The 13,651-nt window shown below is 65.2% G+C and carries 9 protein-coding genes and 2 pseudogenes; 2 read left to right on the forward strand and 9 right to left on the reverse strand.

What is annotated here, in order from left to right; all coding sequences use genetic code 11:
- Positions 1-313: 313 nt before the first annotated feature.
- Positions 314-550, reverse strand: a complete 237-nt coding sequence (locus EEJ42_RS09100) for a hypothetical protein (RefSeq protein ID WP_123099466.1) — start codon at positions 548-550, stop codon at positions 314-316.
- A gap of 634 nt (positions 551-1,184) precedes the next feature.
- Between EEJ42_RS09100 and EEJ42_RS52625 the strand changes: the two genes are divergently transcribed.
- The gene (locus EEJ42_RS52625) at positions 1,185-1,736 is read left to right on the forward strand and encodes an integrase core domain-containing protein (RefSeq protein WP_246096260.1); all 552 of its coding nucleotides are present in this window, start codon (positions 1,185-1,187) and stop codon (positions 1,734-1,736) included.
- 556 nt (positions 1,737-2,292) lie between these two features.
- Here EEJ42_RS52625 and EEJ42_RS09115 read toward each other — a convergent pair.
- The 7 genes and pseudogenes from EEJ42_RS09115 to EEJ42_RS09145 all read right to left on the reverse strand — a co-directional run bounded on the left by EEJ42_RS09115 (position 2,293) and on the right by EEJ42_RS09145 (position 12,735).
- A pseudogene (locus tag EEJ42_RS09115) lies at positions 2,293-3,379 on the reverse strand (integrase core domain-containing protein).
- A gap of 466 nt (positions 3,380-3,845) precedes the next feature.
- Positions 3,846-8,327, reverse strand: a complete 4,482-nt coding sequence (locus EEJ42_RS09120; protein WP_123099467.1) for a putative T7SS-secreted protein — start codon at positions 8,325-8,327, stop codon at positions 3,846-3,848.
- The gene (locus tag EEJ42_RS52630) at positions 8,324-8,614 is read right to left on the reverse strand and encodes a hypothetical protein (protein ID WP_246096261.1); all 291 of its coding nucleotides are present in this window, start codon (positions 8,612-8,614) and stop codon (positions 8,324-8,326) included. Before EEJ42_RS52630 ends, EEJ42_RS09120 begins: the two co-directional genes overlap by 4 nt.
- Positions 8,615-8,860: 246 nt before the next feature.
- Positions 8,861-9,205, reverse strand: a complete 345-nt coding sequence (locus EEJ42_RS09130) for an SseB family protein (RefSeq protein ID WP_246096263.1) — start codon at positions 9,203-9,205, stop codon at positions 8,861-8,863.
- A 1,288-nt stretch (positions 9,206-10,493) separates the two neighbouring features.
- Complete coding sequence (locus EEJ42_RS09135; protein ID WP_246096265.1) at positions 10,494-10,838, reverse strand: HNH endonuclease family protein; 345 nt, start codon at positions 10,836-10,838, stop codon at positions 10,494-10,496.
- Positions 10,835-11,923 (reverse strand): annotated as a pseudogene (locus EEJ42_RS09140) (integrase core domain-containing protein). Before EEJ42_RS09140 ends, EEJ42_RS09135 begins: the two are co-directional and overlap by 4 nt.
- A 227-nt stretch (positions 11,924-12,150) precedes the next feature.
- The gene (locus tag EEJ42_RS09145; protein WP_342778264.1) at positions 12,151-12,735 is read right to left on the reverse strand and encodes a hypothetical protein; all 585 of its coding nucleotides are present in this window, start codon (positions 12,733-12,735) and stop codon (positions 12,151-12,153) included.
- Positions 12,736-12,861: 126 nt separating this feature from the next.
- Between EEJ42_RS09145 and EEJ42_RS09150 the strand changes: the two genes are divergently transcribed.
- Entirely contained in the window at positions 12,862-13,158 is a 297-nt protein-coding gene (locus tag EEJ42_RS09150; RefSeq protein ID WP_123099470.1) for a hypothetical protein, read from the forward strand.
- Here the strand turns inward: EEJ42_RS09150 and EEJ42_RS09155 are convergent.
- Positions 13,136-13,621: an HIT family protein gene (locus tag EEJ42_RS09155; RefSeq protein WP_123099471.1), complete on the reverse strand. Its 486-nt coding sequence runs from the start codon at positions 13,619-13,621 to the stop codon at positions 13,136-13,138. The two genes, EEJ42_RS09150 and EEJ42_RS09155, sit on opposite strands and share 23 nt — an antisense overlap.
- Between the last annotated feature and the right edge of the window lie 30 nt (positions 13,622-13,651).

The following is a 13,651-nucleotide window of genomic DNA, read 5'->3' on the forward strand; positions in this document are numbered from 1 at the left end:
CAAGGCGTGGTAAAGCCCCTTGGCGTCTGCCGGCAGATAGGGCACTCCCAGGGCGTGAGTGCTGTATCCGGCTCTGGAGCGCCATAGGGAGACTGTTTGCGGAGGCCTGGCTGGAAGAAAAAGTGTGCCAAGCGAGCGAAAATGATGTCCCCGCTGTGCGTGCACTTGGCGTGGTGGTCGACGAGCACTGCTTCCCTGCGTGGCGCACGAGTGCGGTGCTCTTGTCGTTGATGCCGGCCTGGGCGGCACGGGAGGCCGGGCAGCCTGGGCGGCGTCTGACCCGTTGGGTTGGTTTGACGGGCGCTGGCGGTGCTCAATCGCAGGCGGTTTGGACCTGGCGCAGGAAGTGCGGCCAGTGCTCCGGTGGGTTGGAGCTGTGCCGCATGCTGCGGAGGCTGAGCTGGAGGGTTTTCCTGAGCGGGTGGGGTGAGAGCATGATCGCCTCGTTGCGCTGGGCGAGCCGGTGGAGTTCTTCAGGGGCGGGGAGCCAGTCGCTCTCCGCGCTGTTGCACGCTTGGTGTGTGGGTGCGATGTTCCAGATGAGGCCCAAGTCCGGTCCTGTGGGTGCCGGAAACTGTGTCACCCGAGGTGACCTGCGGGTTCGGATCTGCCAGGGCACAGGAAGCCAGCGAGTGCTGTGCGGCATCATGCTGGGTCGTGGCGATACGTCTGGTCTATCAGCTCGCGTGTCAGCTCTTCCGATGGCTTGCGCTGCTTGCCCGGTCAAGTGCGGCGAAGGACGTCGAGATCTTGATGCTCCGGCACCAGCTCACTGTCGCGCAACGCACCCAGCCACGACCTCAATTTTCCTGGACCGATCGGGCTGTCATGGCAGCGCTGCTCCGGATGGTGAACAAGAAGCAGCGTGCACGGCTGGCGTTGCTGGTCACTCCACGGTCGGTCCTGCGCTGGCACGCACGCCTCGTCGCCCGGAAGTGGACCTGTCCACACCGCCCTCCAGGCCGACCACCGACGCCGGAAGCACTGCGGCAGCTGGTCCTGCGCCTGGCACGGGAGAACCGGGGGTGGGGATATCGACGGATCCACGGCGAACTGCGCGGCCTGGGACGGAAACTCGGCGCCTCGACCGTCTGGGAGATCTTGCAGAAGGCCGGGATCGACCCGCACCCCAGCGCACCAACCAGTCGTGGCCCGCCTTCCTCAAAGCCCAGGCCTCCGCCATCGTGGCCACCGACCTCTTCCACATCGACACGGTCTTCCTGCGGCGCTGGTTCGTGCTGTTCTTCATTGACCACGGCACCCGCCGCGTGCACATCGCCGGTGTCACCAGGTACCCGACCGGCCCCTGGATCACCCAGCAAGCGCGGAACTACCTCATGGACCTCGGTGACCGCGCAGAGTCGATCAGATTCCTCATCCGGGACCGCGGCGCCTACTTCACCGACAGCTTCGACGCCGTCTTCCAGGCGGAAGGCATACGCGTGATACCCACACTGCCCGCTGTGCCACGGATAAACGCCATCGCCGAACGCTGGATCGGATCATGCCGACGCGAGGCAACCGACCGCATCCTGATCACCGGAGAACGCCACCTGCGTCTCGTCGTCGGCGAGTACGCGAAGCACTACAACAGACACCGGCCGCACCGATCCCTCGGACAACGGCCACCAGACCAACTCACCAGCCCCGAGCCGCCCATCGCCAGGGACAACACTCGCATTCGTCGACGCGACCGACTTGGCGGCCTTATCCATGAGTACTCGCAGGTCGCATAGGGCGACACAGATTCCGGCACCCACACGCACGAGGCGGTGTTCCCTTGAACTGATTGAGCAGCCATGATGTGCCGCCGTGACGGATTTCGTGGTTCCTCTCGCCATCGCAGTGATCGGGTTAGTGGCAACCGGCTTGGGAGCGGTTGTTGGGGCGCGGGCAGCTAAGTTCGGTGCGGGAAAGAACGCCGAAGCCGTCCGGCGGCAAGTACAGGACCAAGGTGCCGTCGAGCACGGTCACTGGATGCGCCAAGAACGCCTCAACACCTACGAGAGCTTTCTTGAAGCCTGGGATGAGTGCCTGCGCCTCCCCCAAAGATCTGCTGACGCCGACTCCAAGTCGCGTCAATCTGGGCCAAGTTCTTTTCCTGAGGGCGATGCCGAGTGCTCGGCTGCCTGTTCCAGTAGTGCCCGTGCGGAGTCCGCGTAGCGCATCGCAGTCTTCTCGTCGAGCCCGAACACCTCGGCAAGGTGGAGCGGATCGGGCCCGTGGGTCAGCGCCTCTTCGAGCTGCCGGTCGACGCGGAGCCTGTGCCGTTCGGAAACTCGTCGCTGCTGGTCAGGCGGCGTATCTGTACTCGTTGATCACGCCGCCGAGTATGCGGGTGTGCAGGAGCCGATGAGTAGTCGGAGCGCTCATGGGCTTCGGGTGCTCGTGGGCGAGGGGAGGGAGCTGTGCCCGGGCCTGGTGTGGGCGATGACGGTTGTAGTGCTGGGCGTAGGCGTCGAGGATCTGTCGGGCATGGGTTTCGTTCCATATGAGCAGGTGGTCGAGGACCTCGCGCCGCAGGGTTCCGATGCCCCGTTCGCATTGCGCGTTCGTCCGGGGCGTTCGAGGCGCTGTCGGCACGACCTCGATGTCGTCGGCCGCGAAGGCTGCGTCGAAGGACTCGGTGTACTTCGCGTCCCGGTCGTGAATCTGGAAGCGCAGCGAGTCCACCCGCACACCCAACTCGATGGCGAGGTTTCTCGCCTGTTGCACCGTCCAGGGCCCGGTGGGATGGGCTGTCACGCCGGCGATGTGCAGTCGGCGTGTGTCGTGCTCAAGGAACACCAGCGCGTACACGCGGCGCAGGTCGATCAGGTCGATGTATAGGAAGTCGCAGGCGATGATGGACTCGGCTTGCGCGGCCAGGAACTCGCGCCACGTCGGGCCTCCCCGGCGTGGGGCTGGATCGATGCCCGCCGCTGTGAGGATTTCCCATACTGTCGTCGAGCCGACCGGGTGTCCGAGCCGGATGAGTTCGCCCTGGATCCGTCGGCAGCTCCACCGCGGGTTCTCCTTGGCCAGCCGCAGCACCAGAGCCTTCACCACACGCGCGGTCGGCGGTCGCCCGGGCCCTGGCCCGGCGCTTGCTGTAGTCCCACTTCCGAGCGATCAGCCTGCGGTGCCATGCGAGCAGCGTCGCGGGCGTCACCGGGAACGCGTTCGCCCACCGGCACCGGGGGATCAGCGACGACAGCGCCGCGAACCACAGCCGATCCGCCGGCTCGTACCGCACAGGCCTCGTGAGCTGTCTGCGCAGCACCGCGTTCTCGTGTCGCAGCACAAGCAGTTCCGCATCCTTGGCCGCATCCCGACGCAACAGCAACGCCGGGAACGCGAGCAGCTTCCGAGCCACCTGGTACACCAGAGAGACGATCACCCGGGTTCCAGCAGACCGTGATGGAACGCCAGACCCGCTCCGAGCAGCAGCGATGAGATTCCGAACGGCACAGTGTCCTACGGTTCCGGTGTCAGGTAATCGTGAACAGCAGCTCGCATGGAATTCCCTACCGCGATAGCGTTTTCGCGATAGAACCCGGTTCGAACGTGAAAGTTTTCTTCTGACGGTAGTGCGACGACCGCGTGTGTAATGCTGGCATAAATAGAGTGGAGTTGCCTGAGTGTGAAGGTGTATGTTCCAGATGAATTATCTGGAACATGGGATACCTCTTTGGCGGTATTCTCCATCTCCTTCCTCGTGCTGCCTGTGCAGAGTTCTGTCAAGGCGTCGCCGTTGTGGGTCTCAATGGCAAGCTCAATGCACTCGCGGAACAAGGCTGCCTGTGCAGGCGTAAGCTTCAATGACAGGCTCCCTGTGTCGCCTGACTGAATTCGAATCCTGGCTCTCATTTTGGCCTGTATCTCCCCGAGTTGAAGGAATCTTCTGAATAATGGAAGGCGTGAATCCGGTACGGTGTTTCGACGATCAGTACGCCGCGCGCACTGTCATACGCAACGTTCGATCCAGTTCTGGTGTCGACATGGGTAGTCTTGCCCTCGAAGGAGGCTAGATATCGGGCCAGCTCCTTCGGGTTCGCGCCGATGCCGGAGATGGAGTGATCCGCTGCGTTGGCGGAGCCGTCGTTCATGCGCTGGAAATCGTGGTCCACGCCGTCCGCGACGCGTGTTCCGTATTGTGCTTCTATCTCATCATAGGTGTCGTCGTCGATGCCTGGCTCGCAGCCTTCCAAGCCAAGCGGGTCGGCCCAGGATAGGGGGTTGACGACATAGTTGTGGGGGTTATCGGCTGGCGCGAGGCCAAGTGGGTCAGGAGTGAGGTAGCGGGCCGTTTCTGGATCGTAGTACCGGAAGAAGTTGTAGTTCAGGCCGGTTTCCGGGTCTGCGTATTGGCCGGGGAACCGGAGAGGACAGTCCGCCTCACCTGGTGGGGCGGTGAGGGCAGTGCCCCAGATGGTGGTGCGGGCTTGCCAGGCGAGTGCGCCGTCAGGAGTGACGAGTTCGGTTGGCGTGCCGGTCAGATCCGTGATGATCGCGTGGAATCGAGCGTCGTTCGTGGACTGGAAGCTGTCGGCGAGGGAGAGGCTGGAGACCTCGGGGTGGGGCTTGAGAGTCCGGTGTGTGGATTGGGATACGGGGCGGTGGGTGCCCGGGGCGTAGTCCCATGTCGTCGTCGTGCCGTCTGAGATGGTTTGTTCGGCCAGGCGGGTGCCGTCCCAGGTGAAGTGGATCTGCTCGGCGATTGTGCCGTCGTCCCCGAGGCGTTGTTTGGTTGCGCGACGGCCGAGTGGATCGTAGGTGTAGTGCCATCGCTTGCCGTCGGGAGTGGTGGCATGTTCGAGGCGGTCCTGGATGTTCCAGGTGTAGGTCCAGGTTCGGGTCTGCCCGTTCAGGAGCTTGCGGGTGCGGCGGGTCAGGCGGCCGGCAGTGTCGTGTTCGTAGGTGGTGCGGCCTGCGCGATGGATGATCGTGCCGGTGAACGATCGGTCGCCTGGGGTGCCGTGGGCGGGTGCGGTTGAGTGGGTGAGGTTGCCTGCCGTGTCATAGGCGTAGGTCTCGGTCCAGCCATGGCCGTGGACGCTGGTGACACGACCGACTGGGTCATGCTCGAAGCGGCGGGTGCCCGAGGTGAGTTCGCGGATTTCGGCAAGGTAACCGTCCGTACTGTGGGCGTAGGAGCGGTGCTGGAGGATGTGGTCCGGTTCGGCCTGGTGGCGGGTGGTGATGTTCTGGGTGGTGAGGCGATTGGCCTGGTCCCATGTTTGAGTGAGGCTGGTGTGGTCGCCCAGTCGGCGTTCGACTTCGCGTCCGGCTGCGTCATAGGCGAAGTCCAGCGTGCCGATGTTGCTGCTCAGGCCGGTGGGGCGGCCACTGGCATCGTACGTCCAGGTTGACGACAGGCCTGTGGGGGTTGTGCGCAGGGTGCGGCGGCCAAGGGCGTCGTACGCGTAGGTGGATGTGCGGCCGTCGATGGTTTCTGAGACAACACGGCCCAACGTGTCGTGTTCGCGAGTCAGTTCAGTGTGTGTGCTTGCCGCGTGGAGCAGGGCGCCGTTTGCGTCGTAGCTGTAGGTCGTCTGCTTGCCGGTGGCTTCGTCGAGTTGGGCGACGATGCGCCCGAGCGTGTCGAGCGTGTAGCGGAGTGTTTCGCCGAGCGGGTTCGTGTGGGCGGTGACACGGCCCGCCGCGTCACGTTCGTAGGTTCGCTGGGCGCCGTTGAAGTCGGTTTCGGCGACCAGGCGGCCTGCTGTGTCGTACTCGTAATTCCACTGTCGACCTTGAGGGTTGGTGACGTGGGTGAGCCGGAGTTCGGTGTCGTAGGTGAAGGCGTAGGTGGCGCCGTCGGGGTCGGTGCGTGCGGCGGGTAGGTCGAAGTGGGTGTGGGTGTAGGTGGTGGTGTGTCCAGCCTGGTCGGTGTGGCGGGCGAGGTTGCCTTCGGGGTCCCAATGCCATATCTCACGGGCGCCGTCCGGTCCTTCGCGCCAGGCGGGTTTGCCTTCGATGGTCCAACCTTGGCGGGTGGTGTGGCCCAGTGGGTCGGTGACGGCGGTGACCCGGCCGTGCGGGCCGCGGCGGACTTGAGTGCTGTGGCCGAGGGGGTCGGTGACCGAGATGGGAAGGCCAGCTGCGTTCGGGGTGACCTTGGTGGTGTCGCCCAGAGGGTCTGTGATGGAGGTGAGGTGGCCAGAAGCGTCGTAGGTGTAATGGGTGGTGGCGCCGCTGGGATCGGTGGTGGAGGTGCGTGCCCCGCGGTGGTCATAGGTGTAGCGCCAGCTCGCACCGCCCGGCTCGCGGATCTCCAGGGGCAGGCGGTGGTCGTCGTAGACGGCTTCGGTGACGGTGCCGTCGGGGCGCTCGACGGCGATCAGCCGACCCTGGTCGTCGTAGCGGTAGCGGGTGGTGTGCCCCAGAGGGTCGGTGACCGCAAGGGGGCGCCGGTTGTTTTCGTCCCATTGGGTACGGGTGGTGTTGCCCAGTGGGTCGGTCTGGGCGATGACCTTGTAGGCATCGTTGCAGACGTAGGCGGTGGTGTTGCCCTGCGAGTCGGTGTAGCGGGTGGTCCGGGCCTGGGTGTCGTAGTGAAGGCGGCCGGAGAGGATGCCGTCCGGGCCGATGCCGCGCAGCACGCGGCCCCGGTGGTCGTAGACATAGGCGTAGGAGGTGCCGTTGCGGTCCGTCCATGATGTGACGCGGTGTTCGTCGCAGTACTGGTACCGCAGCGCCTTGCCAGTGGAGTTGATGACCTCTGTCAGGTCTCCGGCTTTGTTGTAGCCGAAGGAGATCAGGGTGGTGCTGAGTTCATGGTATTCGCCGTGCAGCAGGCGCAGGGCCGTGATCCGCAGCAGTTTCGGATCGGTGTCGACGGCGATGCGGTAACCACCGGAGTGAGTGATTCCCGTCGGTGCCCCCTGTGGGTCGTAGACGACGTCGATACGGTCGCCTTCGCCGGTCCTGTCGGTGACCGCCATCAGTGCGAGCTCTCGGCCGCCCACTGGCAGCGGGGCGAAGTGGAGGGTTCGGTTGCGCTCTGGGACGGTGACGGTGAAGGTGCCGTCGGGTTTGCCGTCCCAGCGCAGTGGCCAGCGAGGACCTGAGGAGGGGAGCGTCGGCACGTCGGGTTCCGGTACCGGGTAGGTGAGGAGCATGCCGTCGTCGGTGATGTAGACGACGCCGGCGTCGTCGATCTCCAGGCGTTGGTCGAGTGTGCCGGCCCAAGTCTGGCCGAACCACCCCCCACAAGGATGGCCGGATACGTAGTGCCGTTCCAGAACCAGCGGCAGAGCGCCAGGCAGTCTGACGTCGGTGGCGGACATGACCATCTCGCCAGTGGCCACGTCGATCGGCTCACCGGTCTTGGGCCGCTCCTCGTTGGGCGTGTTGTTGTTGTCCGGATCGGCGTCGGTGCGCTGGCGGGCGCTGCCATCGCGGCGTAGCCCCCGCTCCCGGCTCAGCAGGCGCTGGGCCGCGCTCTTCGCCATCTTGCCACCGAGCCGTACGGCGCCTGGGCCGGTGGCCAGGGCGAGGAGTAGGCCGGGGGTGAGCTGGCCGGCTGCGCGGGCGGGGTTGCGCTGCCATTCGTCCCAGTTGGTGACGGCCTTGGCGAATTCCTTGGGGTGTTCGGCGGCGTAGGCGGCGCCGTCTATGGTGCTTGCCAGCCGAAGACCAACGCCGTCGGGCCCGTCGTGGACGAGGTCGTCGAAGTCTTCGTACCAGCTGCCCATGGTGTCGGCGGCGCCGCCGGCGTAGTCTCCGAAGCTCTTTTTGAACTTGTCCCAGCCCTTGGGAGCCGGGGGTTTGTCCGGGGCCTTCTCGGCTGCCTTGTCGAGTTTGCGTTTGGCCGCGTCGATGACGAGTTGGAGCTCGCTCTCCAGCTTGTCGAGCCGGCGGTAGCAGCCCTCCAGAGCCGTCAGCCCCGGGTCGTCCTCCGGCGGCCGTTCCGGCAGCGGATCATTCTTCCGGTCCACCGCGGCGTTGTAGTCGGTGACCTTGTCCCAGTAGTGCTTGGATGCGGTCCGCGCCTCGTCCGCGTCCTCGATGATCGGCTTGACGCGGTTGTGGACCGAGCGCAGCTTTTCGGCGTAGTCGTCCAGGGCGTTCGCGGCCGCTGTGAAGTAGGTTTCCGCAGATTCCAGTTCCCTAGGCAGTTTCCGGGTCGCGTCCTGGAAACCCTCCGCACCGGCCCCGGTCCAGTCCATCAGGGACAGGACGTCCAGCTTGTCCTGTCCGTCCTTGAACGCGCCCGCGTAGGCGCGCAGCTTGACCGCCAGGTCCTCGATATCCGACGGGCTGCCGTAGATAACCTCCGATGGTTTCGCACCCGGTGGTATCCGCTCGGTCGTGCCACCCTCCGTGGCATCGCGCTGGGTCATGCGATCGTTCCCTTCGACCCGCCGTCGACTTCCCAGCCGCCGTCGTAGCGCTTGCGGGGGTTGGTGGGCACGTCCTGCGTGCCGCCTGTCCCGCCGTCATCGAGCCACGGTTCCTGATAGATCTCAGGCGCCGGATCGAACTTCGGCCGGGATCCTGCCTGCCACGCCTTCAGGCCCGCCTCGCCGAAGGGCAGCTTGGCCATGTTGTCCGCGGTCGGTGTGAAGTCCTTGACGCGCAGCAGGTCGGCCAGGATGTACGCGGCGATGACCTGCCGGAGCGTCTCCACCACGGTGAGCGTGTGCTCGGCGACCCGCCCCCGAAACCCCAGGACGAAAGCATCTTCTCGGCCGAGTCGTAGATGTCGAAGTCGGCGGAGTTTTGGATGGTCTCGGCCAGCGTCTTCCAGTCGCCCTTGATCTTGCGGGCCGCGACGACGGACTCCTCCAGCGGCTGCAGCACCTTACGCACCGACGCGATCTCGATCCTGTAGCCATCACCCGGCTTCGGACCACCGGAGCTCGAAGCTCCCCCGTCATGCTCCGCCATCGTGCTCCCCCTGCTCGTCGGTGGCCTGAAGCGCTTCGGCGTCCAGCAAGAACGCCCGTGGGCCCAGCGGGTCCACCAACGCGCGCACACCCTTGGGCAGCAGCTCCACCAGATCCTCCACGGTCGTCGATGCCCACCCACACGGCCCGGCGAACAGCGCGAGCTGTTCCAAGGAGGTGAAGACCGACACCACCGGCCCCTGTTCCGTCTCCGAAACCAAGAAGCCCGGCTCATCCGGCCGCTGAAAATACAGCCGCTCCGAACGTAGCGCCGCCAGTCGCTCCGAACGCGGCCTTGATGCGGCCATCTCGTCACGGATCAGATCGCGCAACGACAACTTTCCCCCCAGCCCACTCGCGTCGTCACTGAATGAACACCCACCGGGGATAATCGCACACGACCATTCCGTGTTTGCTGGGAGTCCACGCCTGCCGGGGACGCACAGGGTTGTACGGGCGCCGCATCAACATCCGGCCCAGGTCACGCGGCATGTCGGTATGCGTGGAGGACTTTGTCGCGGCCGTGGGCGAGTTGGGTGTGGACGAAGCCGGCGATGTGGGAGTAGCCGAGGTCGTCGAGCCGGACTTGGCCGAGGCTGGGATGAGGCAGGCGGTGACGTAGCTGCGATACCGGTGTGGGTGCCGAATATTACATCCGACCTGGTCAGGTGTCGGGTGCTTGGTAGCAGTCTCCTGGGTAGTTGCGTTGTTCGGTGGGTCGCTATGCACCGCGTCGAAGCTGATCCATGTGCCACTTGACTGCTTCCGTGTACGGCGTCGTACGGAGCTTGACGGCGTGGCAGATCGGCGAGAGTCTTAAAGTGGAACATAAGAGAAGAATTGCCACGCGGCTGGGGGTCAAGGGGTCGCAGGTTCAAATCCTGTCGTCCCGACCAGCGTTTTCGCAGGTCGGAGGCCGTTTCCGCGGGTAGCGGAAGCGGCCTTTGTCGTGTCTGGGCTGGGAGCGATGGGGAGCCCTCTGGGAGCCCTCGTGCTCCCAACTCGCGGACGTGTCAACGGTGTCCGATTCGTCCGTCGCCCGATCCGGTAGATCTGCTGCGCCGTACCGAGCCCCTGCGTGCCGTCGTCAATCGTAGGCCCCTGAGGTCACCCCATCGATCTGGATGCTCTCTGCATCGAGAGGCATAAGAACCCCTTGTCGGCTCCCGGCCCCCTTTCTGGGTGGGAGTACGGCGTCGTGCTCCCCATGCGACAGGGGTGGGGTGGGGCACTGGTGATCTCTCCGGGCCGGTCTCCGCAGGCAGCTAGCGCGCGGGTGTCCTGGTCGCCGTGGATAGCCTGCGTCAAGGCGCGGCAAAGCCCCTTGGCGTCTGCCGGCAGATAGGGCACTCCCAGGGCGTGAGCGCTGTATCCGGCTCTGGAGCGCCATAGGGAGACTGTTTGCGGAGGCTGGGCCGGAAGAAAAAGTGTGCCAAGCGAGCGAGAATAATGTCCCCGCTGTGTGTGCGCTTGGCGTGGTGGTCGACGACCACTGCTTACCTGCGTATCGCTCGAGTGCGGTGCTCTTGTCGTTGATGTATCAGGCCTGAGTGGCACGGGAAGCCGGACAGCCTGGGCGGCATCTGACCCGTGGGTTGGTTTGACGGGCTCTGGCGGTGCTCAATCGCAGGCGATTTGGACCTGGCGCAGGAAGTGCGGCCAGTGCTCCGGTGGGTTGGCGCTGTGCCGCATGCTGCGGAAGCTGAGCTGGAGGGTTTTCCTGAGCGGGTGAGGGGAGTGCATGATCGCCTCGTTGAGCTGAGCGAGCCGGTGGAGTTCTTCGGGGGTGGGGAGCCGGTCGCTCTTCGCGCTGTTGCACGCTTGGTGTGCGGGCGCGAGGTTCCAGATGAGATCCAAGTCCGGTCCGTCCCAGCCTGATACGCCGCCGAAGCGCCGCATCAGGGAGTAGGGGAAGAGGTGGTCGACAGCGGTGTAGGTGCCAAGAACTACGTCCGTGCTGGTCACGCAGCATGTCGGTACTCGTGCAGGAGGCCGCTGAGGCGATCGCGTCGATGGACGTGGAGATGGGTGAGTTGGTCGGGGACGGTGATCGGTTCGGGTAGGGGGTGGAGTGGTGCGGCGCTTGCGAGAGTGCGGTGAGGTCTGTGCTCGTTGTAGAACGCCTCGTACTCGCGCAGTGCGTGGAGGAGATGGCGCTGGTTCCAGATGAGGGTGCGGTCGAGGAGTTCGGTTCGGCATGACCGCACCCAACGCTCCGTGATCGCGTTCATGCGCGGCATCCGGACGCCGGTCTGGAGGACCGCGATACCCTTGGCTTGGAGGACAGTGTCGAAGGATGTCGGGTACCGAACGTCCCGGTCCCGGATCAAGAACTTCACTTTGGTGCCTGCGTCTTGGAGATCCATGGCCATGTTGCGGGCGAGCTGGGTGACCCAGGTGGCGGTGGGATGTGCCGTCGCGCCGAGGATCCGCACGCGGCGGGTGGCGTGCTCGATCACCGCGAGGACGTAGAGCGTCGCTCCATTGAGAGTCTTGGTCTTGAAGAAGTCGGCGGCGAGGATGGCTTGGGCCCGAGAGCGCAGGAAAGTCGCCCAGGTGGTGTGGTCGCGTTCGGGCGCTGGTTCTATGCCGTGCTCCTTGACGATGTTCCACACGGTACCGGCGGCGACCTTGATGCCGAGGGAGGCGAGTTCGCCGTGGATACGCCGGTAGCCCCAGCTGGAATTTTCTCGGCCAGCCGTAACACCAGGGCGCGGATGGAACGAACCGTGCGAGGTCGTCCCGGGCGCTTGGGGCGGGATGCCTTCGCGTGGCGGCGGCGCAGCAGGTCACGGTGCCAGCGCAGCACCGTGTCGGGAGTGACGATCAGCGGTAGGGCGAAGATGTATCCGGGGAAGGGGGCGGAGCAGAGCGGCCAGCAGCGCGCGGTCTGGCCAGGTGAGCTTCGGTTTGTTGGTCTGTCGCTGCAGCACGGTGAGTTGGTGGCGTAGGGCCAGGATCTCGGCGTCTTTGTCGTGCTCATTCCGCGGCAGGAGCCGTATCAAGGTGAACACGTTCGTCAAGGTCAGGTAGAGCAGTCGCAGCGGCACCCCACCATGCTGGTGGGGGAGAGGCTGGGTCGGCAACGAGGTCGGTGGGTCCACCGCAGCGCTCGCCCGTCATGACCAGCTCGGATGAGGTTTTTGGCCCCTACAAGGCTGCCGCGGCCGGGGAGCGCATATTCTCCGCCGGGCTGCCGCCCTGCATTCGGTCTGTCGTGGCCGCATTGATCGACCGGCACTCCATCGCGTGAACCCCCACTGGCCGCCCAGTGGCCTCAGGCGCGAGGCGGCAGGACTTCGATGATTTCGGCGATGCCGGCGGCGGGTTGGGCCTCGTGCATGGTGATCACGTCACCGGGCTTCAGATGCTGCCACTTCTCGGGTTGCAGAGGAGCCAGGCGAACGTCGGCTGTCTCTCCCGGGCCGAGCTGCGGTGCGAACTCCACCCAAATCCGCGCAATATTCAGATCTTGCTGTCCAGTTGCGGTGCGGTGACCGATGTCCCACAGAGGCCTGAGCTGGCCGTCTCCTGAGAAGGCGCTCTGGCGTCCGCCCTCGTCAGCTCCCAGCAGGGTCAAGGCCGCACGGATCGTGCCGTGCTCGACCTCCCAACCCCGCCACTCGCACCAATGGCGGCTGCGGTCGAGCATTATCTGTCGAGCGGCTTCGGCGAGCTTCTCCCAGAAGGTGATGGATGTCGGATGGACGTCCGCGATCTCGATGAGCACATCGAGCGCCATCTCCCACTCCTGGAGCTGGATGTCCCTGCGAACGTCTGCGACCGTCTGGCCGTTCTCTGCTACGGCATCCGGGGGCAGCAGGTCGACCGCCTGCCGAAGGAGCGTGAACGCGTCATCCATGCGCTGGATTGTCGCCTGATCCCGAGTGCCTTGTCACACGACGCAGCGGCGGGCGACACACCTGGGTGCCCATGGGTTCCAAGATTTCCAACCACTACTTTCAGTGACTCGATTGGCGCATGCCCCTTGCCCGGCCGTCAGCTGGGCCAGTCCGGACAAGACCAGCTCGGCGCGCTCGGCCTGGTGCTGAACACCGCGGTGCTGTGGACCACCCGCTACCTGAACAACGGCGTCACCACCCTGACCCTGCGGGCGCTGCCCGCGGACCAGCGGGAGCACGAAGTGCTGAACGAGGACGTCGCCCGGCTCTCCCCGCTCAGACCCTCATCTCGCCGCGGGTCGGGGCGGGCATCGGCGGTCGTGAGGGGCCCGCGTGAGCCCCGTGGATTGGAGCCAATCGTCACTGACATCCGCGCCGCATGAGTCGGTCCAGTTCTTCGGTGATTGCCTGGCGCAGAACATCATGTTGCGGGCCAAGCGCATACCGCTTGTCGCTCCACCGCTGGCGCGGATAAAGCCACACGGGCCTACCCACCAGATCGGCTGGCTCCCAGTCGAACCGCGGCCACACATGCGCATGCAGGAAGGGGTCAGTGATTCCCAAAATCTCCAGATTGACCCGCTGGAAGGCCGGGTCCAGCCGTTTGCCCGCGCGTTCGACGGCCTCGCCGAGCTTGTCCATGTCGGACAGGAACGCCAGCCGCTTGCTCTTGGGAAGCGCCGACAACCGCTGGACTGCAGGGTCATCCACCAGGAGCACCGAGTATCCCGGCAGGAACTGGACGTCCCCGATCACCGCGAATCCAGCCTCCAATCTCCGGAGCACAGTGGGATTCCCGCCCCTGAGCGCGCTGCCGATCCGGTCCTTGCGCCAGTCATCAGTCATTGATCGGCGACCCTACACACCGCTGATAAG

The organism is Streptomyces botrytidirepellens (assembly GCF_003721215.1).
Lineage (GTDB): Bacteria > Actinomycetota > Actinomycetes > Streptomycetales > Streptomycetaceae > Streptomyces > Streptomyces himastatinicus.

Excerpts from the sequence above, each read along its gene's own strand:
- EEJ42_RS09120 (WP_123099467.1), bottom strand. The coding sequence starts at position 8,327 with ATGACCCAGCGCGATGCCACGGAGGGTGGCACGACCGAGCGGATACCA.
- EEJ42_RS09145 (WP_342778264.1), bottom strand. The coding sequence starts at position 12,735 with ATGGATGACGCGTTCACGCTCCTTCGGCAGGCGGTCGACCTGCTGCCC.
- EEJ42_RS09155 (WP_123099471.1), bottom strand. The coding sequence starts at position 13,621 with ATGACTGATGACTGGCGCAAGGACCGGATCGGCAGCGCGCTCAGGGGC.